Origin of the sequence: Streptomyces sp. NBC_01460, from assembly GCF_036227405.1 — a bacterium.
Taxonomy (GTDB): domain Bacteria; phylum Actinomycetota; class Actinomycetes; order Streptomycetales; family Streptomycetaceae; genus Streptomyces.
In genome coordinates, this window is the sequence record NZ_CP109473.1 from 5,172,598 (window position 1) to 5,196,203 (window position 23,606).

A 23,606-nucleotide genomic window follows, 5' to 3' on the forward strand; every position below is an offset into this window, starting at 1 on the left:
GTCACACGCTGCAGCACCAGCGATTGTTCCTCTAAGCGGCTGAACTTTTGTTGATCTGTGGCCAGTTGCGGGCGTGATGGGCCTACCCTTGACTGGGTGAACCAGTTGAAGTCCCGTGCGCCCCACGCAGAGGCCGTCATGCCCGGCACCCTGCCCGACGACCTGCGTGCCGAGCTCATCGCCTTCCGCCGTGATCTGCACATGCACCCTGAGCTCGGCAACCAGGAGTTCCGTACGACGGCCGCGATCAAGGCCAGGCTGGAGAAAGCCGGCCTGGAGCCGCGCGTGCTGCCCGGTGGCACGGGACTCGTCTGCGACGTGGGCGAGTGGGACGGCGTGACGCCGATGCTGGCGTTGCGGGGCGACATCGACGCGCTGCCGATCCCGGACACGAAGGTGGGGGTCTCCTACCGCTCCACCGTGCCCGACCGGGCCCACGCCTGCGGACACGACGTCCACACCAGCTGCGTCCTGGGGGCAGGGCTCGTCCTGAGCGACCTCGACCGGCAGGGGCTGCTGCCCCGCCCGGTGCGGCTGATCTTCCAGCCCGCCGAGGAGGTGCTGCCCGGCGGCGCCGCCGACGCGGTCGCGGCCGGGGTGCTGGACGGCGTGGGGCGGATCATCGGGGTGCACTGCGACCCGAAGGTGGACGTGGGCAAGGTCGGGCTCCGGATCGGGCCGATCACCTCCGCGTGCGACCGCGTGGAGATCTCCCTCGACGGTCCCGGCGGGCACACCGCACGGCCGCACCTCACCACCGACCTGGTCACCGCCGCCGCCCGGGTCGCCACCGACGTGCCCGCGCTGCTCGCCCGCCGGGTCGACGCGCGGGCGGGGATGGCCGTCACCTGGGGCCGCCTGGAGACCGGCCACGCCCCCAATGTCATCCCGCAGCACGCCGAGCTGTCCGGGACGGTTCGCTGCCTCGATCTGGAGAGCTGGCGGCAGGCGCCCGACCTGGTGCACGCGGCGATCGACGAGGTGGCCGGAATGTACCGGGCCAAGACGGTGATCGACTACGTCCGGGGCGTGCCGCCCGTGGTGAACGAGGCGGAGACGATCGGTCTCCTCGACGCCGCGATGACCATCCGCCGCGGGTCGTACGCGATCGAGGACACCGAACAGAGCCTGGGCGGAGAGGACTTCTCCTGGTACCTGGAGAAGATCCCAGGTGCCATGGCCAGGCTCGGTGTGCGCGCCCCGGGGGACACCCGCGGCCTCGACCTGCACCGCGGGAACTTCGACGTGGACGAGGAAGCGATCACGGTCGGAGTGGAGCTGTTCACCGCCGCCGCGTTGCTCGACGGCAACAGTTCGTAACCGGACATGACACCTTCTGTTCGCGACGATCCGATAACGGCTTCCGTACAGGTCCTTATCTGACATCTACGCGCGTTACGATCGCGGCGAAACCAGCGCCGGAAGAGGCGCTTCGGTCAGGTTTGAAGGAGCCTTCCCTTGCGCCGGATCACCAGGATTGCCACCGTGGGCGTCATGTCCGCGGCGCTCGCGCTCAGCGTCAGCGCGTGTGGCGACTCGTCGTCGGACAGCGGTACGTCGTCCGACTCCAAGGCCGACAAGACGGCCATCGCCTACGACATCGGTGGCCGCGGCGACCAGTCGTTCAACGACGCCGCCTACGCGGGGCTGGCCAAGGCCGAGGAGGACCTCGGCGTCAAGGGCACCGAGGCCGAGCCCTCCGAGGGCGAGTCGGACGCGGACAAGGTCCAGCGCCTCACCTCGCTGGCCCGCGCCGGCAACAACCCGGTGATCGGTGTCGGCTTCGCCTACGCCCCCGCCATCAAGAAGGTCGCGCCGAAGTTCCCGAAGATCACCTTCGGCATCATCGACGACTCCTCGGTGACCGGCGACAACATCGCCAACATCGTCTTCAACGAGGAGCAGGGCTCCTACCTCGCGGGTGTCGCCGCCGCCAAGGTCACCAAGACCAAGAAGGTCGGCTTCATCGGTGGTGTCGAGACCCCGCTGATCAAGAAGTTCGAGGCCGGCTTCATCCAGGGCGTCAAGGACACCGACGCCTCGGTCAACGTCCTTCCGCAGTACCTGACCCAGCCGCCGGACTTCTCGGGCTTCTCCAAGCCCGACCTCGGCAAGGCCGCCGCCCAGGGCCAGCTCGACAAGGGTGCCGACGTCGTCTACTCGGCGGCCGGTCTGGCCGGTTCCGGTGCCATCGAGGCCGTCTCCAAGGCCGGCAAGTGGAACATCGGCGTCGACTCCGACCAGTACAAGCAGGAAGGCCTCGCCGCCTACAAGGCGTCGATCCTGACCTCGGTCACCAAGGACGTCGAGGACTCCGTCTTCAACCTGATCAAGTCCGTCCAGGACGGCAAGCCGCAGTCCGGTGAGATCCGTTACGGCCTCGACAAGGACGGCGTCGGCCTGGCCATGTCCAACCCGGCCTTCACCAAGATGACCGAGGTCATCGCGGCCGTGGACAAGGCGAAGAAGGAAATCATCGACGGCACGATCACCGTCAAGACCACCCCGTAACGACTCCGGTCGTCGCGCTGGTTTCCCGTGGGCCCGGAGTGCGCACCCTTGCCGCTCCGGGCCCGTGGGGTGTTCATCGAAGAAGTTGTGCCCCTCGCAGTGCCCCCGCTCGCACCGGCTCCGCACCAGGAGTTCCGGCCGTGCCTGGTGCCCGCGCTTCACGATTCGGCAGCGCTACGCGTGTAGACAGCCCTTTGGCGCGATAACTTCACCCCACCCCCTGCCCTCTGTGCCCCCGCTCCTGTCCGGCCAAGGAGAGTGCGTCATCAACGCGTCCAGCAGTCCCCCTGCCGTAGAACTGCACGGCATCACCAAGCGCTTCCCCGGCGTCGTGGCCAACCACGACATCGGCATCACCGTACGCAAGGGAACGGTCCACGCCCTCGTAGGTGAGAACGGCGCCGGAAAGTCCACCCTGATGAAGATCCTCTACGGCATGCAGAAGCCGGACGAGGGCACCATCGCCGTGGACGGCGAGCAGGTCTCGTTCGGCAACCCCGGTGACGCCATCGCGCGCGGTATCGGAATGGTCCACCAGCACTTCATGCTCGCCGACAACTTCACCGTCCTGGAGAACGTCGTCCTCGGCGGCGAGAAGCTGCACGGCATCGGATCCGCGGCGCGCAGGAAGATCAAGGAGATCTCCGACGCGTACGGCCTGGGGGTCAGGCCCGACGCGCTCGTCGAGGACCTCGGGGTCGCCGACCGCCAGCGCGTGGAGATCCTCAAGGTCCTCTACCGCGGCGCACGCATCCTCATCCTCGACGAGCCGACCGCCGTGCTCGTCCCGCAGGAGGTCGACGCGCTCTTCGCGAACCTCCGCGAGCTCAAGGCCGAGGGCCTCACCGTCATCTTCATCTCCCACAAGCTCGGCGAGGTCCTCTCCGTCGCCGACGAGATCACGGTGATCCGGCGCGGTACGACGGTGGGCACCGCCGACCCCGCGAACACCACGACCAAGCAGCTCGCCGAGCTCATGGTCGGCAGCGAGCTCCCCTCGCCGGAGACCCGCGAGTCGACGGTCACCGACGTGCCGATGCTCCGCGTCGAAGGGCTCTCCCTCGGTGTGACCGACCCGGACGGCGTCGTGCGCGACGTCCTCTCCGACGTCGGCTTCACGATCCACAAGGGCGAGGTCCTCGGTATCGCGGGCGTCGAGGGCAACGGGCAGACCGAACTGATCGAGGCGCTCGTCGGGATGCGGAGTCCGGACAGCGGCGTCATCACGCTGGACACGGACGACATCTCGTCCGCCCCCACGCGCAAGCGGCGCGAGAGCGGCATCGGATACATCCCCGAGGACCGCCACCGGCACGGCGTCCTGCTGGACGCCCCGCTCTGGGAGAACCGCATCCTCGGCCACGTCACGGAGAAGCCCAACAGCAAGGGCTGGCTCCTGGACCCGAAGGCCGCACGCGTCGACACCGAGCGGATCGTGCGCGAGTACGACGTCCGGACCCCGGGCATCGAGGTCACCGCCGCCTCGCTCTCCGGCGGCAACCAGCAGAAGCTGATCGTCGGCCGGGAGATGAGCCACAACCCGAAACTGCTGATCGCCGCGCACCCCACCCGCGGGGTGGACGTCGGCGCGCAGGCGCAGATCTGGGACCAGATCCGCGAGGCGCGCCGCGAAGGGCTCGCCGTCCTGCTCATCTCGGCGGACCTGGACGAGCTCATCGGGCTCTCCGACACCCTTCGCGTCATGTACCGGGGGCAGCTGGTCGCGGACGCCGACCCCGCCACCATCACACCCGAGGAACTGGGCTCGGCCATGACCGGCGCCGCCGCCGGTCACCTCGAAGCGGCACCGGAGGACGAGGCCTGATGAGGAAATTCGACAAGGACCGGCTGATCCTGGGCTTCGCCGGCCCGGTGCTCGCCCTGGTCGTCGCCTTCGCGCTCAGCACCCTGGTGCTGCTGATCTCGAACCGCGACCCGTTCGAGCTGTACCGGCTGCTGTTCGAGCAGGTGTCGTACAGCGACGTACAGGTCCTGATCATCAACCAGGCCGGGACGTACTACCTCGCCGCCCTCGCGGTCGCGGTCGGCTTCCGCATGAACCTCTTCAACATCGGGGTCGACGGGCAGTACCGCCTCGGCGCGATGGTGGCCGCCCTCGTGGGTGCCAGTGTCACCCTTCCCGGGCCGCTCCAGATCGCTCTCATCGTCGTCGTGGCGATGCTGGTGGGCGCCTTCTGGGCCGGTATCGCGGGCATCCTCAAGACCACGCGGGGTGTGAGCGAGGTCGTCGCGACGATCATGCTCAACTCCATCTCGACGTCGCTGATCGCCTGGCTGATCCTGCCGAAGAACTTCGGTGACCAGGCGGCGGGCTCCAACAACCTGACCACGGGCGAGATCCCGGAGTCCGGCTGGTTCCCGGGCCTGTCCCTGAGCCCCGAGGCCGGGGAGATCTACGGCTTCACCTTCGTCGCGGCCGGCTGCGGCCTCGTCTACTGGCTCGTCCTGAACCGCACCAGGTTCGGCTTCGACCTGCGCGCCACGGGTGCCAGCGAGAGCGCCGCCCAGGCCTCCGGTGTGGACGCCAAGAAGATGATCCTGACCTCGATGCTGATCTCCGGTGGGATCGCGGGACTCGTCGGCATGCCGACGCTGCTGGGTGACACGCACACCTACAGCCTCGACTTCCCCGTCGGCCTCGGCTTCACCGGCATCACCATCGCCCTGCTCGGCCGCAACCACCCGCTGGGCATCGCCCTCAGCGCGCTGCTGATCGCCTTCCTGGACAAGGCGTCCTCGCCGCTCGACCAGTTCGGCTTCGAGAAGGAGATCGCCACGATCATGCAGGGGCTGATCGTGATCTCCGTCGTCGTCAGCTACGAACTCGTCCGGCGTTACGGGACCCGCCGCCAGCAGCAGAAGGTCGGCGAGGAACTCGCCGCCGGCCACGCCCTCACCACCGAGAAGGAGGCGGCCCTGTGAGCACCAGCAAAGTCTCCGCCGCACGCGTCGCCGCCCCGAAGGGCAAAGGCCGGCGCACGCTCTCCCTGCCCGCCGTCCTCCTGATCATCGCCGGTGCGCTCGCCCTCGTCTCGCTGGTGCGCCTCATCAGCGGCGCGGACGACGTGACCTCGGTCGGGCAGGTGGCCGGCGCCCTTGAGCTGGCCGTCCCGATCGGTCTGGCCGGTCTCGGCGGACTCTGGGCCGAGCGGGCCGGTGTCGTCAACATCGGCCTCGAGGGCATGATGATCCTCGGCACCTGGTTCGGTGCCTGGGCCGGTTTCCAGTGGGGCCCCTGGGTGGGCGTCCTCTTCGGCATCATCGGCGGCGCCCTCGGCGGGCTGCTGCACGCGATCATCACCGTCACCTTCGGCGTGAACCACATCGTCTCCGGTGTGGCCGTCAACATCCTCGCCGTCGGCGTCACCCGCTACCTCTCCAACTTCACCTTCGCCGACGAGCCCGGCGGGTCCTCCAAGCAGTCCCCGCGGCTGGAGGAGATCGACAAGATCACCGTCCCGGGGCTGTCGGACTGGATGCAGGACCTGCAGCAACACCACTGGTTCTTCGTCTCCGACCTCGCCGGCATCATCGGCGGCCTGGTCACCGGACTGTCGCTGCTGACCGTCGTCGCCCTGCTGCTGATCCCCGTCACCTGGTGGGTGCTGTGGCGCACCTCGTTCGGTCTGCGGCTCCGCTCCTGCGGTGAGAGCCCGGTCGCGGCCGAGACCCTCGGCGTGAACGTCTACAAGTACAAGTACATCGCGGTGACGATCTCGGGCGGGCTGGCCGGACTCGGCGGCGCGTTCCTCTCGCTCGTCGCCACCAGCATCTACCAGGAGGGCCAGACCGGCGGCCGCGGATACATCGGCCTCGCCGCCATGATCTTCGGCAACTGGATGCCCGGCGGCATGGCACTCGGCGCGGGCCTCTTCGGCTTCACCGACAGCCTCAAGCTCCGCGGCGGAGCCGAGAACGTCCACGCGATGCTGCTGCTCCTGGCGATCCTGCTGGTGATCGTCGTGTTCTGGCAGCTGTACCGGAAGAAGTACCTGACCGCGCTGATCTCGGCGGTCATCTCCGCCCTGCTCTTCACCTGGTACGGCCTGACGGACCAGGTCCCGAGCCAGTTCGTCGACGCCGCGCCGTACGTCACGACGCTGCTGGTGCTCGCCCTGTCCGCGCAGAGGCTGCGCATGCCGAAGGCCGACGGAGTGCCGTACCGCAAGGGCGAGGGCAAGTGACGACCCCGACGCGGCCCGTCGACTGGGAGGCCCTGCGCGAGGCCGCCCGGGACGCCATGTCCCGGGCGTACGCCCCGTATTCGGGTTACCCGGTCGGGGTGGCGGCCCTCGTCGACGACGGCCGCACGATCACCGGGTGCAACGTCGAGAACGCCTCGTACGGCATCAGTCTGTGCGCCGAGTGCGGGCTGGTCTCGCGGCTCGCGGACACGGGCGGCGGCCGGCTGACCCACTTCACCTGCGTCGACGGCACCGGCTCCGTGCTCGTGCCGTGCGGCCGGTGCCGGCAGCTGCTGTACGAGTTCGGCGGGCCCGAGCTCGTGCTCGAGACGCCGGACGGGCTCCGTACGCTCGACGAGATGCTGCCGCAGTCGTTCGGACCGCAGCACCTGGGGTGATCCCCCCGCCGCCGCGCCGCTCTCCGGGCGGGCCCGACCGGGCCGCCCGGACGGCGCGGCGGAACGTTTCCTCTCTATGCGCGTAGAGTCAACGGGACTCTCTCGCCTCCCCATCCGGCCGGAAGGACTCCCATCCCATGGACGCCATCTCCGTCATCCGCACCAAGCGGGACCGCGGCGAGCTCAGCCCCGAGCAGATCGACTGGGTCATCGACGCGTACACCCGCGGCGAGGTCGCCGACGAGCAGATGTCCGCGCTGGCCATGGCGATCCTGCTGAACGGCATGAACCGCACGGAGATCGCCCGCTGGACCGCCGCGATGATCGCCTCCGGCGAGCGGATGGACTTCGGCGCGCTCTCCCGCCCGACCACCGACAAGCACTCCACCGGCGGCGTCGGCGACAAGATCACCCTGCCGCTCGCCCCGCTGGTCGCCGCCTGCGGCGCCGCCGTGCCGCAGCTCAGCGGCCGGGGTCTCGGCCACACCGGCGGCACCCTCGACAAGCTGGAGTCCATCCCCGGCTGGCGGGCCCACCTCTCCAACGCCGAGATGCTCGACGTGCTGGACACCACCGGCGCGGTGATCTGCGCGGCCGGTGACGGCCTGGCACCCGCCGACAAGAAGCTGTACGCGCTGCGCGACGTCACCGGCACCGTCGAGGCGATCCCGCTCATCGCCAGCTCGATCATGTCCAAGAAGATCGCCGAGGGCACGGGCGCGCTCGTCCTGGACGTCAAGGTCGGCTCCGGCGCCTTCATGAAGACGATCGAGGACGCCCGCGAACTGGCCTCCACCATGGTCGCGCTGGGCACCGACAGCGGCGTACGCACCGTCGCACTGCTCACCGACATGGCCACCCCGCTCGGCCTCACCGCCGGGAACGCCCTGGAGGTCCGCGAGTCCGTCGAGGTCCTCGCCGGCGGCGGCCCGCAGGACGTCATCGACCTGACCCTGGCGCTCGCCCGCGAGATGCTCGACGCCGCCGGGCTCAAGGACGCCGACCCGGAGAAGGCCCTGGCCGACGGCTCCGCGATGGACGTCTGGCGCCGCATGATCTCCGCCCAGGGCGGCGACCCGGACGCCGCGCTTCCCGTCGCCCGCGAGCAGCACGTGATCAGCGCCCCGTCCTCGGGCGTGCTGACCCGCCTCGACGCGTACGACGTCGGCGTCGCCGCCTGGCGCCTCGGCGCGGGCCGGGCCCGCAAGGAGGACCCGGTGCAGGCGGGTGCGGGCATCGAGCTGCACGCGAAGCCGGGGGACACGGTGACCGAGGGCCAGCCGCTGCTGACCCTGCACACGGACACCCCCGAGAAGTTCGAGTACGCGCTGAAGGCCCTGCCCGGCTCGTACGACATCGCCCCGGCCGGCACCCCCTTCACCGCCACGCCGGTGGTGCGGGAACGTATCGCCTGACCTGCGGCTTTCCCTTTCGGGTGAACGGGACCGGTGGACCACCACCGGTCCCGTTCGGCATGCTGGACTCGGTGACGCACCGATAAGAGGAGACCGCCATGAGCGCACTCACCGTCGATCCCGGGCCGGGCCACGGCCAGGACTGGGACGACCTCGTCCGGATCTGGGAGGAGACGGACGCACCCGAGGGCTGCAAGGTGGAGATCATCGAGGGGATCGTCACCGTGTCGCCACCGCCGTCCAAGGACCACAACACCACTGCGGAGCTGCTCCAGCGCAGGCTGTATGCCGTCATCCCGGAGGAGTGGGGGATCTACCAGACGCTCGGTGTCTCCGTACCCGGACGGGCCGGTCTCTACATCCCCGATCTCGTCGTCCTGCCCAGGGCCGTCGCGTCCGGGCCCGGGAATCGCGTACCGGCGGAGGCTGTCAGGCTCGTCGTGGAGATCACCTCACCGGCCAACGCCAACCACGACCGCATCGGCAAGGCGCACGGGTACGCGAAGGCCGGCATCGAACTGTTCCTGCTGCTCGATCCCTGGCACACCGGCCGCCCGACCGCGACCCTGTACGGGGAGCCGAGCGACGGCACCTACCGGGTCCTGGAAGCGGTCGAGTACGGCGAGACACTGACGCTGCCCAAGCCCTTCGGCCTGGATCTGGACACCGGAATCCTCCCGGTGAGCTGAGGCACACGTGCCCGGCCGCCGATGAGTTTCGGGCATCCCGCCGGTCTCCCTGGTGTGGATGCCATGACTCCGAACGCCCTCGTCCTCACCGGCCGCGTCACCCGCGCCGATGTGCCGGGCCTCTGTGCAGAGCTGGAGGCCCTGCTCGCCCACGTCCCCGGAACCGCCGTGGTGGACTGCGACGTGGGCGGGGTGGTGCGCCCGGATCTCGCCCTCGTCGAGGCGATCGCCCGGCTGGGGCTCGTCGCGCGCAGAGCCGGAGGGGTCGAGCTGCGGCTGCGCAACGTCCCGCTCGAACTCGGGGCGCTGCTCGGCCTGGTGGGGCTGACCGACGTGGTGGGTAACGTCCGGTCGGCCCCGGAGTGACTCGTGCTCAGCGGGCCCGGGCGCTGTCGCGTGCCGTGATGTAGACGCAGTAGACCCCCTGTGCGTATTCGGCCCTGTACTCGCCCGGCACCTTGGCGAGCAGCAACGGATCGGCGTCGGCCGAGGGTGACGATGCTGCACTCGGTGTCGCACACGAGCCGCCCTCCGGCTGCGGCCCCGGTACGGGGTTGTCGCTCGGAACGCTGGAGTAAGGGGCCGGGCCCGCCGTGGCGGACGGCTCGCCCAGCCACAGTGTCGCCGCCCAGCCACCCGCCACCAACAGGAACCAGCCGATCACCACAGGGCGTGACACCCTCACGCGTCGGCCTCCAGGTGGTCCGGAAGCCCGAACAGCGGGAACCAGCGCGGGGTGTCCAGGAAGCAGTGCATCCCGGTGATGGCGCCGTCCGAGATGTCGATGACCTGCACCGCCCACGGCACGAACCCCGGCCCGTCCGGATTCGGCTTGTAGTGCGCGAAGGCAGGCGTCCCGTTGGCCTCCGTCGCCACCAGCCGGGAACCGGCACAGCTCGCGCCGATGCTGAGCATGAAGCCGGTGATGTCGTCGTGCCCCTGGAGCCAGAGGTCGAACGGCGGCATGGTCATCACGGCGTCCTCGTGGAGCAGCGCCGTCAGCGCCGCCATGTCGTATCCCTCGAACGCCGCCACGTAGCGGTCCAGCAGCTTGCGCTGCTCGTCGTCCAGCGGATTCGCGGTGTCCGGCGCCGTGCTGTCCGTGTCCGACAGCGTCGCCCGGGCCCGCTGCAGGGCGCTGTTGACCGAGGCGACCGACGTGTCGAGCAGCTCGGCCACCTCGCTCGCCTTCCACGCCAGGACCTCGCGCAGGATCAGCACCGCGCGCTGCTTGGGCGGCAGGTGCTGGAGGGCGGCCACGAACGCGAGGCGCACCGACTCGCGGGCCACCGCAGCCTCCGCCGGGTCCGCCACCGAGGGCAGGATGCGCCCGTCCGGCATCGGCTCCAGCCAGGTGTTCTCCGGAAGGGGGTTCAGCGCGGCCTGGGCCAGCGGGGTCGGGCCGGTCAGATCCACCGGCCTGGCCCGCTTGTTGCCCGCGTTCAGCATGTCCAGGCAGACGTTCGTCGCGATGCGGTAGAGCCAGGAGCGCAGCGAGGAACGGCCCTCGAACTTGTCGAAGCTGCGCCAGGCGCGCACCAGCGTGTCCTGGACCGCGTCCTCCGCCTCGAAGGCCGAGCCGAGCATCCGGTAGCAGTAACCGGTCAGCTCGACCCGGTGTCCCTCCAGACGGCTGTCGATGTCAGCCGTCGCTGTCAGATCACTCATCGCTCCACCCCTGTTGCGCTGTGACACCCCTCACTGTGGAAGCTACCGGAGGGCACTGACAACCGGGGTGGAAAACGAGGAAACCGCTGCTCAGGTGCCGGGCTTGCGCCCGTAGACGTACACGTCGTCGCCGTTCTTCAACAGGTTCCAGTACGCCTTCGCGTCCGCGGGACGCATGTTGACGCAGCCCGCCGACCCCGGGTTGTTGTACATGGACTTGGTGACCGAGTGGAACGCCTGCCCGCCGTCGAAGAACTGGGCGTACGGCATGCTGACGTCGTAGAGCGTCGACCAGTGGTCGATGTTGCGCCAGTAGATCTTCTTGGACCCGGTCCGCGTCTCGTCACCGTTGCGCCCCGTCCGCACCGGCACCGGGCCGAACTTCAGCTTGGACCCGTCCTGGATCCAGCTCAGCTGCCTGGTCAGGTCCACGCAGGCGATGCGGCCCTTGTTCGTGGGGCACTTCTTCGCCGCGTTGGGGTTCTTCCCCGCCGCCTTCTGTGCGGTGATCGTCTTCATCGTGCGCCAGGTGACCGGCCCCGCGTACCCGATGGCCGGGGTGATGCCCTTGGCGACCTGGAACGAGCGGATCGCGGTGCAGTCCGCCGACGACTGCTTCCCGTCGGCCGTCCGCCCCAGCCACTTCTCGACCTGCTTCTGGTACGGGCCCTTCGCCGCCGTGCAGGACGCCGCCTGGGCGGACGTCCCCGTGCCCAGGACCAGGGCCGGCGCGGCCACCAGTCCGGCGACGGACAGGACGGCTCCACGCCGTACCCGTACGCCGCGTATGTTCCCCATGATCGTCATGTACGCCTGCTCCCCTTCGCGTTCGCCCGCGGACGGTGTCTCCGCTTGTTGGACGCGCGCAGGGGAGCAGCGGTTGTGGTGGGAAGGTCTCAGTTGTGCACCGGTGCCGGGGACGCGGCGCGGAGCCGCTCGGTCCGTGCCGCCCGGGTCCCGAAGAGGGTGATCGACAGGACTCCGAGGACCGCCAGGACACCGAGCGCGACCGTGCCGCCCCAGCCGCCCGCGTGGAAGGCGACGGCGCCGAGAGTGCCGCCCGCGCTCGAACCCAGGTAGTACGCGGACTGGTAGAGCGCGGAGGCCTGGGCGCGGCCCGTCGTCGCCGTACGGCTCACCGACGACGAGGCGACCGCGTGCCCGGCGAAGAAGCCGGCCGTGATCAGGACCAGGCCGGCCAGGACGGCGGCCAGCTGGTCGGCCAGGGAGAGCAGCAGACCCGCGGCCGTCGTGGAGACGGCGAGGTACAGCGCGCCCCGGCGGCCGAGCCGGCCGACCAGGCGGCCCGCGGCGGCGGAGGAGGCCGTGCCGACGAGGTAGACCAGGAAGATCGAGCCGACGACCCCCTGCGGGAGGCCGAAGGGCTCCTCGACGAGCCGGTAGCCGATCACGGTGTAGACCGCGCCGAACACCGTCATGAAGAGGGCGCCGATCGCGTACAGCCTGCGCAGCAGCGGGTCGGAGAGGTGGCCGGTGACGGTCTTCGCCAGGGCCCTCGGGTTGAGCGAGGAGGGGCTGAAGTGGCGGGCCGTGGGGATCATGAAGTGGAAGACCACCGCGCAGACCACGGCGAGCAGCCCGATCGCGCCGAGCGCCATCCGCCAGCCCCAGAGCTGGGCGATCCAGCCGGCGAGGATACGGCCGCTCATGCCGCCGATGCTGTTGCCCGCCACGAAGAGTCCGATCGCGGCCACCAGGGCCTTGGGCCGGACCTCCTCGGCCAGGTACGCCATCGCCGACGCCGGCAGTCCCGCCAGTGCCGCGCCCTGGACCGCGCGCAGCGCGATCAGCCAGCCGAGCGACGGGGCGAAGGGGACGAGCAGCCCGATCACCACGGCGACCGCCAGGGACGCCGTCATCATCTGACGCCGCCCGAAGCGCTCGGAGAGCGCGCTCAGCGGCAGTACGCACAGGGCCAGCGCCCCGGTCGCCGCGGAGACCGTCCAGCTCGCCTGCCCGGCCGTCGCGCCGAAGGACGCGGAGACGGCGGGCAGCAGGGCCTGGGTGGAGTAGAGGAGGGCGAAGGTCGCGATCCCCGCCGAGAAGAGCGCGAAGCTCATCCTGCGGTAGCCGGGACCACCGGGGGTGAGGCGGTCCGGGACGGTGGGCGGTGCGGCGACGGGGGCAGACGGAACGGCGGCGTCCAGCACGATGGTGGACGCCCCGGTACTGGCAGGAGGCATGCACCGAACGTAGACCGCACGGTTTCATGCGTCCAATGCATGAAACCCTCATAATCGTTCCCATGGCGCATCAGCACAGCTCACAGCCTCGGCTGTCACCGAGCAGTTACGAAGAAGACATCCGTGCCGTACTCGCGCCCCGGCTCGCGTACTTCGAGGCCGTGGCCCGCCACGAGCACGTCACCCGCGCCGCGCACGAGCTGGGCGTCCCGCAGTCGACGCTGTCGCGGGCCATGGTGCGGCTGGAACAGGACCTGGGTGTCGCCCTGTTCGCACGCCGGGGCCGCACGGTCTCGCTCACCCCCGCGGGCCGCACCTTCCTGGGCTCCGCCGAACGCGCCCTGGCGGAGGTGGAGAAGGCGGCCGACTCGGTGCGCGCCGACGCCGACCCCACGGCGGGCAAGGTCGCCTTCGGCTTCCTGCACACGATGGGCTCCGAGACCGTGCCCGCGCTGATCCGGGCCTTCCGGGCCGATCACCCCGGGGTCCGCTTCCAGCTCGTCCAGAACTACGCCGAGGCCATGCTCGACCGGCTGCGGGCGGGCGGCCTCGACCTCTGCCTGACCTCGCCCGTCCCCGACGCCCCGGACCTCGTCGCCACGCGCCTCGACGAGCAGCGGCTGCGCCTCGTCGTCCCCGACGACCACCGGCTGGCGGGGCGCCGCCGGGTCCGTCTCGCCGAGGCCGCCGACGAAGCGTTCGTCACCCTCGAACCCGGTTACGGGCTGCGGCGGATCACCGACGACCTCTGTGCCGAGGCGGGCTTCACCCCGCGGGTCGCGTTCGAGGGCGAGGAGGCGGAGACCCTGCGCGGCCTCGTCGCGGCGGGGCTCGGTGTGGCACTGCTGCCGCCCCCCGCCGTCGCCCGGCCCGGGGTGGTCGAGCTGACGGTGACGGCTCCGCGGGCGGTCCGCGAGATCGGCGTCGCCTGGCTGGACGGCCACCCCGACACGCCGCCGGTGGCCGCCTTCAAGCGCTTCCTGCTGTCGCGCCGGGGGAGCCTGCTGCCGGACTGACGGGCGCGCGGGGCTCCCCGACCCCGAAGGTGGCCGCCCGTGTTCCTCAGTGCCTCAGCGACTGCCCGAACCCGGCCGCCAGCGGCATCCTCAGCCCCAGCGGCGGCGGGGCGGCGAAGGCGTCGGCCACCGGGCGCGCGTACGACCGGGCGAACAGCGAGCCCCGGATGAAGTCGGAGGCCAGCGCCATCACTTCGGAGCGGTGCTGGCGCAGCGCGTGCCCGTCCGAGTGGACCTCGAAGCGGCAGGTGTCCCGGTTGGCCTTCTTGGCGCGTTCCGCCAGCCGGTAGGAGAGCTCCGGGTTCGTCCGCGCGTCGTTCGTGCCGTGGACGATCAGGACCCGGCGCCCCGCGAGGTGCTTCACCGGTTCGGGTTCCTGGTCCCCGTCCTCCGGCAGCCAGGGTGCCATCGCCAGCACGGAGTTGACGGCGTCGTGCCGGGCGCCGCGCAGGGCGGCACGGCCCCCCATCCCGTGCCCGACGAGGCAGACCGGGACGTCGCCGTAGCGGCGTACGACCTCGTCGGCCGCCCAGTGGGCGTCGGCCGCCGGATCCGCGCCGGCGTTCCACCCCCGGGTCCGGTAGCGCACGACGTGCACCGCGAGCCCGTCGTCCCGGCCCGCGCGGGCCAGGGTCCGGGCGAGCGGCAGCTGCGCCGCGTACGAGAGGGCGGAGGGACGGCGTCGGGAATCGGCCCCGCCGTCCGGGAGCAGCAGGACCACGCCGCTGACCTCGGGTGCTGCTCCGGCCGTGAGGACGGCCCGTCCCAGCCTGGCGGCAGGCAGGGGAAGTGCGCGCTGTGCCATGACAGAACAGTGTCAGAAGGGAAGGTGTATTCCACCTGGCTTCGCAGTCACTGTTACGCATCGGCGCCCAGCGCTCTACGCGCGTAGGCGCTAGAGTGCCCGGATGACGAGCCAGACCCTGAACGTCCCCGGTCCCGACCAGATCCGCCGCGCGCCCAAGGTGCTGCTCCACGATCATCTCGACGGTGGCCTGCGCCCCGGCACGATCGTCGAGCTGGCCCTGGCGCAGGGCTACGACGCCTTGCCCGAGACCGAGCCCGACAAGCTCGGCATCTGGTTCCGCGAGGCGGCCGACTCCGGTTCGCTGGAGCGCTATCTGGAGACCTTCGCCCACACCTGCGCCGTCATGCAGACCCGTGACGCGCTCTTCCGGGTGGCGGCGGAGTGCGCCGAGGACCTCGCCGAGGACGGTGTCGTCTACGCGGAGGTCCGGTACGCGCCGGAGCAGCACCTCACCGCCGGCCTGTCACTCGAAGAGGTCGTCGAGGCGGTCAACGAGGGCTTCCGCGAGGGCGAGCGACGGGCCCGTGCGAACGGCCACCGCATCCGTGTCGGCGCCCTCCTCACCGCGATGCGGCATGCCGCCCGCGCGCTGGAGATCGCCGAACTCGCCAACCGCTACCGCGATCTGGGTGTGGTCGGCTTCGACATCGCGGGCGCCGAGGCGGGCTACCCTCCCACCCGCCACCTGGACGCCTTCGAGTACCTGAAGCGCGAGAACAACCACTTCACCATCCACGCGGGCGAGGCCTTCGGCCTGCCGTCGATCTGGCAGGCACTGCAGTGGTGCGGTGCGGACCGGCTCGGCCACGGCGTCCGCATCATCGACGACATCGAGATCGCCGACGACGGCGGTGTGACGCTCGGCCGCCTCGCCTCCTACGTGCGGGACAAGCGGATCCCGCTGGAGCTGTGCCCGACCTCCAACCTCCAGACCGGTGCCGCCGACTCGTACGCCGAGCACCCCATCGGGCTGCTGCGGAAACTGCATTTCCGCGCCACCGTGAACACGGACAACCGGCTGATGAGCGGGACGAGCATGAGCCAGGAATTCGAGCGGCTGATCGAGACATTCGGATACACGCTCGACGACATGCAGTGGTTCACAGTCAATGCGATGAAATCAGCGTTCATTCCTTTCGATGAACGTCTGGCGATGATCAACGACGTGGTGAAGCCCGGATACGCCGAGCTGAAATCGGAATGGCTCTTCCGGCAGACCGCTGTGACCAGTGCTTCCTCGTCCGTGGCGGGCTGAACGGACTGACGGGGGAACGGCCGGGATCAAGGGATTCCGGCCGTTTTCCGTGTCGTGGCGTGTTTGCGGGAGGGATGCGGGGCTGACTACCTTGCAGAGCCGCTCACATCCCCTTCCCCAAGGATGAATTTCACATGAAGCAGTCTGCTGTCAGGATTCTCGGCGTCGCCGCTCTCGGTGCCGCTTTCGCCGCCGCCGGTGCGGGCAGCGCCTCCGCCGTCGCCGTGCCCGTCGACGCCCTGGCCGGAGGCCTTCCCTCCAACATCGCGCTCGACTCCGTCACGGAGGCGCTGCCCGCCGTGCAGAAGGCGGCCGGCGGACTTCTCGACCAGCAGCAGCAGCGCGGCAGCAGCAGCGCCCTCTCGGCGCCCGGCACCAACCTGCTCGGCGGCCTGCCCGCCGGCGGTCTGACCGGCGTCCTGCCGATCGGTGGCTGACCAGCGGTAGACGCATGTGGGGCGCACACCCGGACCGGGTGTGCGCCCCACAGCCCTCTCTCCCCCCGTGGGGCCGGCGGTCACCAGGCCGTCGCGGCCCGGCTCTTCTCCGACGGCAGGAGTACCCACAGCGCCAGGTAGAGCAGGAACTGGGGGCCGGGGAGCAGGCACGACACGAGGAAGATGACACGCATCGTCCCTGCGGAGGTGCCGAAGCGCTGTGCCAGCGCCGCGCACACCCCACCGATCATGCGGCCCTGGCTGGGGCGGACAAGTGCGGCCATGGTGGGCTCCTTCGCGAACCGTTCGGGGAGCGGCTCCGTCGCGCTCCCGATGTATCCATGGTCGCTCCGCGAAGGGGTACAAAGCATCGCTCTACGGGGCGATGCCGACCCTGGTAATCGTCGGGGTGGACCCCTGAGGGGCCTCGACCCGGAGTGAGCGGGTCCGCGCCCCGAACCGGGAAAGGTCACCGGCCCCTGCCCGGTTGCCCCGGCGCAGCCGGGACCGCGACAGCGGGACGACCAGCAGATGGGCCACCGCGACGCCGGCGGTGTTCAGGAGCAGCGAGTCGACGTCGACGACCTGGCCGGGGACCCCCGTCTGCGCCAGCTCGATGGCCATCGAGATCAGGGCCCCGGCCGCGACCGTACGGGCCAGCGACGCCCACGGGGAGACCAGCAGCCTGCCGCCGGCCATGGGCAGCAGTACGCCCAGCGGCGCCAGCAGCAGCAGGCCCTCGCCGATGCGGCGCCCCGCCTCGGCCGGGCCCAGGGCCAGATCCGCCTTGATCCCGGCGAAGGGCTGGAAGTTCGCGGCCGTCATCCAGGGCACGTCCAGCGGGCGCAGGGTCAGCCAGCCGACGAACAGGAGATGCGCGAGGAGGAGGACTACCCCCGCCGCGCGGAAGCGGATGACGGCCTGGCCGTCCGAACTGTGACGCACGTCCACCAAGACGCCACGAACGGCAGGATCGGTTCCGCACCTTCCGGGACGGCGCTGTGACGAGCGGCACGGCCGCCGGGCGGGGCGGACCGCCGACGCCCCCTCGGCGGTCATCGGTCCAGTTCGAGCGCACCCAGTGTGGGCACGTCCCCGGGCCGCGTCTTCGTGTCCGTCGTGCACAGATAGCCCCGCGGCGCGTAGTTCCCCGGCCCGCCGAGCAGCACCGAGCCCCCGGAACCGAGCGGCTCGCTGTCCGCGTACGTGCACACCACCTGCGCGAGCGCCTCCGCCGGCAGGTCGTCCGGCTGCTTGGTGAGGCGCAGCGTGCCCTCGGGGTCCCCCTTGTGTGCGGCGGAGACGCGCAGCGCCACCGGCACATCGGTGGAGAACCCGGCGCGCCGCTCGTCCGCGTCCGGCTCGGCCTGCAGCTCGCTCAGGAGCGCCTGTGCGATCAGGAGGGGGTCGGAACGCGACGCGTCGACCTCGACCGTGCGCTCCACCGTCACCAGCTGAGAGGCGCAGACCAGATGGATCCGCACGGAGACGCTCTCCGCCGGAGGCAGGGTCTCCTGAGCCGGGGCGGTCCGGCACGGCATCCGGGACGGCGCCGCCCCGGCGTCGACCGGCACCGAGGTGCTGCGGATGCCGCAGCCGGCGGCCAGCGCCGCACAGGCCACGACGGCGGCCAGCGCGGCACCGGCCCGTCCGGGTGTCCGGACCGGCCGGACCGTGCGCGGTGCGCCGTACGCACGCTCGCTGCGGATCACTTCGCGTCGCCCCTCTCGTTCCGGTCGGGGTCGTCGTCCTCCGGGGCGCCGGTCAGCGCCTCCGCGTCCCGGGGGAGCCGCAGGACGAACATCGCGCCCTCGCCGTCCGGCAGGTTGGAGGCCGTGATGTCGCCGCCGTGGATGTGCGCGTTCTCCACCGCGATGGACAGGCCGAGACCGCTGCCCTCGGAGCGGGGACGGGAGGCACTCGCCTTGTAGAAGCGGTCGAACACGTGGGGCAGGACGTCCTCGGGGATTCCCGGGCCGTGGTCGCGGACCTCGATGACCAGCTCGTCCTCGTCGGTCCGCACGGACACCCGCACCGGTGAACCGCCGTGCTTGAGGGCGTTGCCGATCAGATTGGCCAGGATCACGTCGAGCCGGCGCGGATCCAGCCGAACCATGATCCCGCGCTCCGCGTCCAGATCGACCGCGTCGAGCCAGGCGCGGGCGTCGATGCAGGCGGTCACCTGGTCGGCGACATCGACCGTGTCCAGGACGAGGCGGGCCGTGCCGGCGTCGAAGCGGGTGACCTCCATGAGGTTCTCGACCAGGTCGTTCAGCCGCCGGGTCTCGCTCACCACCAGGTGCACGGCCGGAGCGATCATCGGGTCGAGGCTGTCCGCCTCGTCCTCCAGCACCTCGGCGACCGCCGTGATCGCGGTCAGCGGGGTGCGCAGCTCGTGCGACATGTCGGCGACGAACCTCCGGCTCGACTCCTCCCGCGCGCTCATGTCCGCGACCTTCTTCTCCAGGGAGCTCGCGGCCTTGTTGAACGTGTGCGAGAGATCGGCGAGTTCATCCGTGCCGGAGACGGCCAGACGGGTGTCGAGCTTGCCCTCGCCGAGCTTGCGCGCCGCGTCTCCGAGCCGCTGCACCGGCCGCAGCACCGTGGTCGCCGCGGCCTGGGCGAGGAGCGCCGAGCCGACGAGGGCCAGCGCGGTGGCGATGCCCAGGGACCAGGCCAGCGAGCTGAGGTCCTCGCGCTCCTGCTCGAGCGACTTCAGCATGTACCCGGCGGGACCACCACCGATGATCTTCGTCCCGGCCACCAGATAAGGGGTGTTCCCCAGAGTGACGCGCTGCCAGAACAGGTGGTACTCGTAGGTGTTGCTCGACGTCAGCGGCTGCTTCTTGTTCACCTGCTTCTGCAGCGAGGCGGGCACGTCGAGCTTGGTGAAGGAGTCGATGTCGGAGGCCCCGGTGACGGGCTTGCCGTCATGGGTGCCGATCAGCAGCACGTGGTAGCCGGGGCTGCTGCTCGCCATCTGCTCCGCGGTGTCGCGCAGTTCGTCCGCCGTGGGCTGCTGCGGCAGCGAGGCCGCCCGGTTCTGCATCTGGCGGCGGAAGTCGCCGAGCGCGGCGTCCTGGGTACGCGTGAGGACGGCCTCACGGTTCAGCCAGTACGCGATGCCCGACGCGGACACCGCCGCCGTCAGGGCCACCAGCGCGAACACGACCAGGAGCCGCAGCCGCAGGCTGGTCCAGCGAAGACCCGCGCGTATGGAACGCTTCGCGGAATCGCTCACTGAGGCGAATCCAGCCGGTAGCCCACACCACGCACGGTACGGATCAGGGTCGGCGAGGAGGGCACGTCCTCCACCTTCGCCCGCAGCCGCTGCACGCACGCGTCCACCAGCCGGGAGTCACCGAGATAGTCGTGCTCCCACACCAGGCGCAGCAACTGCTGCCGGGACAGGGCCTGTCCGGGCCGCCGGCTCAGCTCGAGCAGGAGCCGCAGCTCGGTCGGCGTGAGCTGCAGGTCCTCCCCGTTCTTGGTGACGGTCATGGCCGAGCGGTCGATGACCACGCTCCCGAACGTCGCCGAGTCGGTGGACTCCCTCTCCCCGCGACGCAGGACCGCGCGGATCCGGGCGTCGAGCACCCGCCCCTGCACGGGTTTCACGACATAGTCGTCCGCGCCGGACTCCAGTCCCACCACGACGTCGATGTCGTCGCTGCGCGCGGTCAGCAGAATGATCGGCAGCTGGTCGGTGCGCCGGATTCTCCGGCAGACCTCGAAACCGTCGATCCCGGGCAGCATCACGTCCAGCACGACCAGATCCGGCCGCTGCTCCCGGAGCAGCTCCAGGCCGTCCTCTCCCGTCGCCGCGGTGGCCACACGGTGGCCCTGGCGTGACAGCGAGAGTTCGAGGGCTGTGCGGATGGCGTCGTCGTCCTCGATCAGCAACAGGAAAGGCACGGGGGTCATTCTGGCCCATGGTGCTGCCACGTTTCGACAATCCCCCGGACTTGATCGGCCGACATGCCCTGTGACAGGCCTGTGACAGTCGGGGGACAGGGCCATGAAACTGCCCCGGCAAGCTCATTGGCACAGGGGAACGAACGGACTCCACCGATGGGGGGCGCCAGATGAACGCACTGCACAGCACCACCTCAAGCGCAGTTGTCACGCGCCTTCACGACGTCGGGCGGAGTCCGGAGAAGTCCGGTGTGCAGGGGCGGGGGCGTGCACGTGGCGCCGGGCGTCCGCACACGTCGCACCTGGCGATGGTCGACGTGCCCACGGGGGAGACCGGGGGAAGCGCGTACGGGGAGGTCACGGGGGAGCGGAGGTCCCCGGACGGGGCACAGGACGCCGAAGTGGCGTTCACCGCCTACGTCCAGGAGCGCCGCGCCTCCCTGTACGCGACCGCCTACCACCTGACCGGCGACCGGTTCGAGGCCGAGGACCTGCTGCAGAGCGCCCTCTTCTCGACGTACCGGGCGTGGGACAGGATCAGCGACAAGGCGGCGGTCGGCGGATACCTCCGCCGCACCATGACCAACCTGCACATCAGCGCGTGGCGCAGGCGCAAGCTCAACGAATACCCGACCGAGGAGCTCCCGGAGACGGTGAGCGACACGGACGCGATGCGGGGCACGGAACTGCGGGCGGTGCTCTGGCAGGCGCTCGCGCGGCTGCCCGAACTCCAGCGCACGATGCTGGTGCTCCGCTACTACGAGGGCCGCACGGACCCGGAGATCGCGTCCATCCTCGACATCAGTGTCGGCACGGTGAAGTCGAGCATCTGGCGGTCGCTCCGCCGGCTCCGCGAGGACGACGTCCTCAGCTTCGGCCGTGACGAGGAGGAGTCCTTCGGCGAGCTGGTGGCCTGAGGTCTACGGGGGGAACGGGGGCACGGGGGAACGGGGAAAGGCCGCGGCTTCGGGGGAGGCGGCGGCACGGGGGAACGCGCAGCGGGGGCGGACAGGCCGGGGGGTCCTGTCCGCCCCCGTTCGTCGTTGTCGCGGCGTTGATCACTCGACCGGGTGACTTCGCGACGAACAGTCGTGATATGTCCCGACCTCGTCGATCATGGTCCCGGGCGGCCTCCTCGCGGCGCCTGCCGGGCGGGAGCTCCCCGCCGCTGCCGCCGAAGGCTCACGTCCTCGCGGCCCCCGTTATCCCCAGAAGGACGGTCCGCACGTGACTGCTGCCGGTGAACAGCCGACCCCGTCGATCACCGAAGCGACACTCGAAGGCATCGCGGCCGACGGGATCTGGGCCCCTGGCCCCACCGTCAGCCCCGCGGCCGCCGCGGTGGCGACGGCCCTGCTCGCGGCCCTCCGGGGCGAGGCGTCCGGCGGGCTTCCGCCGGAGCTGGAGCGGCTGACGGCCGAGGTCCGGGAGCGCGCCACGATCGATCTCCCGCACATCCTCACCGAGGAGGGGTTCAAGCTGTCGGCGCTCTCGGTCAAGCTGAACGACGGTGAGCCCCACCCGGTCGTGATCGTGCCCGCCGGCTGGAGCCCCCTGGGCTGGCTCCCCTTCCTGTACGCGTACCTGACGCTCGCACGCCGGGGCTACCACGTGCTGGCGTACACCCCCCGGGGGATCGGCGACCCGGCGCTGCTGTCGACGTCCGAGGGCTTCATCGACGTGGCGGGGCCCAAGGACCGGGCCGACGGGTCGAGGGTGATCGACTACGCGCAGGACCACTTCGCCCCGAGCTCGGTCGGCTTCCTCGGCGAGTCGTACGGCTCGGGGATCAGCCAGCTGGTCGCCGCGCACGACAGGGACGCGCGGGTGTCCGCCGTCGTCGCGCTGAGCACCTGGGGCAACCTGGCCACCAGCCTGTACGACAACGGCACCCGGCATCTCGCCGCGGTGAACGGGCTGATCGCCTTCACCGGCGGTGACTCGCTGGAGGAGAAGTTCGACCAGGAGACCTGTGAGGTCCTCCGGGACTTCCTGGCCGGGGAGAACCTCCAGAGGGTGGTGGCCTGGGGCACCGAGCGGTCCCCGGAGGCCTACGCGGACCTCACCAACGAACGGGGCATCCCGACCTTCGTCTCGAACACCTGGCACGAGAGCCTGTTCCCCGTCGGGCAGGCGATCGAGGCGTTCACCCGGCTCACCGTGCCGAAGCGGCTGAACCTGTGGATCGGCGACCACGGCGCACCGGAGGGCCCCGGCCTGGCCGGGCTGCTGTCCGGAGTGCCGTTCCCCGGGCTGCGGGAGCCGATGCGGGAGGCCTACGACTGGCTGGACCACCACCTGCTCGGTGCCGACAACGGCGTGGCCGACTGGCCGGAGGTGAACAGCCAGGTCATGTTCAGCTACCGGACCGCTCCCGCCCTCGGCGGCGGCGACCGGATCACCGAGCCGGCGCGCCGCGAACCGAGCGAGTCATGGGAAGCCGTCGTCGCCGGCCGCGAGCTCTGGTACCTCACCGGCACCCGTGGCACCGGTGACGGAGCGCTGGCCGAGACCCCGGCCGCCGACTGGTCCCGGGACTTCAGCGGTGGCGAGCCGACCGCGGCCACCGCGATGGACACCATCCTGCAGACCGGGCAGAAGGAGTGGTTCGGCAACCCCAAGGCGTACGACCTGGGGAAGTTCGAGCGGTCCGACCTGCTGGTCTGGTCGACCGGGCCGCTGACCGGTGAGAGCGGTGTGGCCCGGCGGATCCGCGGCACCGCGACGGTGCGGCTCGACGTGAGCAGCACCGACGGCGACGTCACTCTCGTCGCCTACCTGTTCGACATCGCCCCGGACGGCGCCGCGCGGATCATCACCCACGAGCCCTTCACCCTGGCCAGGGGGCCCCGGAGCGGCGGCCACAGCGTCAGCTGGGCGCTCCAGCCCACCGCCTACGACCTTCCGGACGGCCACGCCCTGGCGCTCGTGGTCAACAGCCGCGACGACCTGTACTCGTTCGTCGGCACCGAGGGCAGCACCGTCACCGTCAGTTCCCCGGGCGACGGCGAAGCCCGCCTGGAGCTCCCGCTCGGCTGATCCGGTTGACACGGCCCGCGCCGCGTGCGGGCCGGTGTCCCGTGGC

At 70.7% G+C, this 23,606-nt stretch carries 24 protein-coding genes; 14 read left to right on the forward strand and 10 right to left on the reverse strand.

Going from position 1 to position 23,606, the window contains the following annotated elements; genetic code table 11:
* The first annotated feature begins 96 nt into the window (after positions 1-96).
* The 9 genes from OG488_RS23410 (at position 97) to OG488_RS23450 (ending at position 9,584) form a co-directional block, all read left to right on the forward strand.
* Positions 97-1,320, forward strand: a complete 1,224-nt coding sequence (locus tag OG488_RS23410; protein ID WP_386858524.1) for an amidohydrolase — start codon at positions 97-99, stop codon at positions 1,318-1,320.
* Positions 1,321-1,458: 138 nt separating this feature from the next.
* On the forward strand, positions 1,459-2,511 hold the full coding sequence (locus OG488_RS23415; protein WP_329232115.1) for a BMP family lipoprotein: 1,053 nt from the start codon (positions 1,459-1,461) through the stop codon (positions 2,509-2,511).
* 241 nt (positions 2,512-2,752) lie between these two features.
* Entirely contained in the window at positions 2,753-4,336 is a 1,584-nt protein-coding gene (locus OG488_RS23420; protein ID WP_329238949.1) for an ABC transporter ATP-binding protein, read from the forward strand.
* The gene (locus OG488_RS23425; protein WP_329232119.1) at positions 4,336-5,454 is read left to right on the forward strand and encodes an ABC transporter permease; all 1,119 of its coding nucleotides are present in this window, start codon (positions 4,336-4,338) and stop codon (positions 5,452-5,454) included. The genes OG488_RS23420 and OG488_RS23425 overlap by 1 nt, the downstream gene beginning before the upstream one ends.
* On the forward strand, positions 5,451-6,716 hold the full coding sequence (locus OG488_RS23430) for an ABC transporter permease (protein ID WP_329232120.1): 1,266 nt from the start codon (positions 5,451-5,453) through the stop codon (positions 6,714-6,716). The genes OG488_RS23425 and OG488_RS23430 overlap by 4 nt, the downstream gene beginning before the upstream one ends.
* Entirely contained in the window at positions 6,713-7,114 is a 402-nt protein-coding gene (locus tag OG488_RS23435) for a cytidine deaminase (protein ID WP_329232122.1), read from the forward strand. The genes OG488_RS23430 and OG488_RS23435 overlap by 4 nt, the downstream gene beginning before the upstream one ends.
* A gap of 137 nt (positions 7,115-7,251) precedes the next feature.
* Positions 7,252-8,529 (forward strand): thymidine phosphorylase, encoded by a 1,278-nt coding sequence (locus OG488_RS23440; protein WP_329232123.1) that lies wholly within the window; start codon positions 7,252-7,254, stop codon positions 8,527-8,529.
* A 98-nt stretch (positions 8,530-8,627) separates the two neighbouring features.
* Positions 8,628-9,218, forward strand: a complete 591-nt coding sequence (locus OG488_RS23445) for a Uma2 family endonuclease (RefSeq protein ID WP_329232125.1) — start codon at positions 8,628-8,630, stop codon at positions 9,216-9,218.
* A 21-nt stretch (positions 9,219-9,239) separates the two neighbouring features.
* Complete coding sequence (locus tag OG488_RS23450; RefSeq protein WP_329232127.1) at positions 9,240-9,584, forward strand: STAS domain-containing protein; 345 nt, start codon at positions 9,240-9,242, stop codon at positions 9,582-9,584.
* Positions 9,585-9,591: 7 nt separating this feature from the next.
* Here OG488_RS23450 and OG488_RS23455 read toward each other — a convergent pair whose 3' ends face one another.
* The 4 genes from OG488_RS23455 to OG488_RS23470 form a co-directional block, all read right to left on the reverse strand.
* Positions 9,592-9,903 carry a hypothetical protein gene (locus OG488_RS23455; protein ID WP_329232129.1) on the reverse strand — a complete coding sequence of 104 codons (312 nt, stop codon included), beginning with the start codon at positions 9,901-9,903 and terminating at the stop codon, positions 9,592-9,594.
* On the reverse strand, positions 9,900-10,886 hold the full coding sequence (locus OG488_RS23460; protein ID WP_329232131.1) for a sigma-70 family RNA polymerase sigma factor: 987 nt from the start codon (positions 10,884-10,886) through the stop codon (positions 9,900-9,902). Before OG488_RS23460 ends, OG488_RS23455 begins: the two co-directional genes overlap by 4 nt.
* A gap of 90 nt (positions 10,887-10,976) precedes the next feature.
* Entirely contained in the window at positions 10,977-11,684 is a 708-nt protein-coding gene (locus OG488_RS23465; RefSeq protein WP_329238952.1) for a L,D-transpeptidase, read from the reverse strand.
* Between the two features lie 98 nt (positions 11,685-11,782).
* Positions 11,783-13,090, reverse strand: a complete 1,308-nt coding sequence (locus OG488_RS23470) for an MFS transporter (RefSeq protein WP_329232133.1) — start codon at positions 13,088-13,090, stop codon at positions 11,783-11,785.
* Positions 13,091-13,152: 62 nt separating this feature from the next.
* Between OG488_RS23470 and OG488_RS23475 the strand changes: the two genes are divergently transcribed.
* Entirely contained in the window at positions 13,153-14,106 is a 954-nt protein-coding gene (locus tag OG488_RS23475) for a LysR family transcriptional regulator (protein WP_329232135.1), read from the forward strand.
* A gap of 46 nt (positions 14,107-14,152) precedes the next feature.
* Here the strand turns inward: OG488_RS23475 and OG488_RS23480 are convergent, their stop codons facing one another.
* Entirely contained in the window at positions 14,153-14,911 is a 759-nt protein-coding gene (locus OG488_RS23480; RefSeq protein WP_329232138.1) for an alpha/beta hydrolase, read from the reverse strand.
* A 103-nt stretch (positions 14,912-15,014) separates the two neighbouring features.
* Here OG488_RS23480 and OG488_RS23485 point away from each other — a divergent pair, with 103 nt between their 5' ends.
* Positions 15,015-16,169: an adenosine deaminase gene (locus tag OG488_RS23485; protein ID WP_329232140.1), complete on the forward strand. Its 1,155-nt coding sequence runs from the start codon at positions 15,015-15,017 to the stop codon at positions 16,167-16,169.
* A gap of 134 nt (positions 16,170-16,303) precedes the next feature.
* Complete coding sequence (locus OG488_RS23490) at positions 16,304-16,606, forward strand: hypothetical protein (protein WP_329232142.1); 303 nt, start codon at positions 16,304-16,306, stop codon at positions 16,604-16,606.
* Positions 16,607-16,686: 80 nt separating this feature from the next.
* On the opposite strand, the gene OG488_RS23495 is transcribed toward OG488_RS23490, so the two are convergent.
* The 5 genes from OG488_RS23495 to afsQ1 form a co-directional block, all read right to left on the reverse strand.
* On the reverse strand, positions 16,687-16,890 hold the full coding sequence (locus tag OG488_RS23495; protein WP_329232144.1) for a PspC domain-containing protein: 204 nt from the start codon (positions 16,888-16,890) through the stop codon (positions 16,687-16,689).
* A gap of 91 nt (positions 16,891-16,981) precedes the next feature.
* Complete coding sequence (locus OG488_RS23500; RefSeq protein ID WP_329232146.1) at positions 16,982-17,557, reverse strand: VanZ family protein; 576 nt, start codon at positions 17,555-17,557, stop codon at positions 16,982-16,984.
* Between the two features lie 104 nt (positions 17,558-17,661).
* The gene (locus OG488_RS23505; RefSeq protein ID WP_329232148.1) at positions 17,662-18,318 is read right to left on the reverse strand and encodes a hypothetical protein; all 657 of its coding nucleotides are present in this window, start codon (positions 18,316-18,318) and stop codon (positions 17,662-17,664) included.
* Positions 18,315-19,847, reverse strand: coding sequence for a HAMP domain-containing sensor histidine kinase (locus OG488_RS23510; RefSeq protein ID WP_329232150.1), 1,533 nt, complete (start codon positions 19,845-19,847; stop codon positions 18,315-18,317). Before OG488_RS23510 ends, OG488_RS23505 begins: the two co-directional genes overlap by 4 nt.
* Positions 19,844-20,521, reverse strand: coding sequence for a two-component system response regulator AfsQ1 (afsQ1, locus tag OG488_RS23515; RefSeq protein WP_015578482.1), 678 nt, complete (start codon positions 20,519-20,521; stop codon positions 19,844-19,846). Before afsQ1 ends, OG488_RS23510 begins: the two co-directional genes overlap by 4 nt.
* Before the next feature lie 170 nt (positions 20,522-20,691).
* Here afsQ1 and OG488_RS23520 point away from each other — a divergent pair, with 170 nt between their 5' ends.
* Positions 20,692-21,438, forward strand: coding sequence for a SigE family RNA polymerase sigma factor (locus OG488_RS23520; RefSeq protein ID WP_329232152.1), 747 nt, complete (start codon positions 20,692-20,694; stop codon positions 21,436-21,438).
* A gap of 310 nt (positions 21,439-21,748) precedes the next feature.
* The gene (locus OG488_RS23525) at positions 21,749-23,560 is read left to right on the forward strand and encodes a CocE/NonD family hydrolase (protein WP_329232154.1); all 1,812 of its coding nucleotides are present in this window, start codon (positions 21,749-21,751) and stop codon (positions 23,558-23,560) included.
* Positions 23,561-23,606 lie beyond the last annotated feature (46 nt).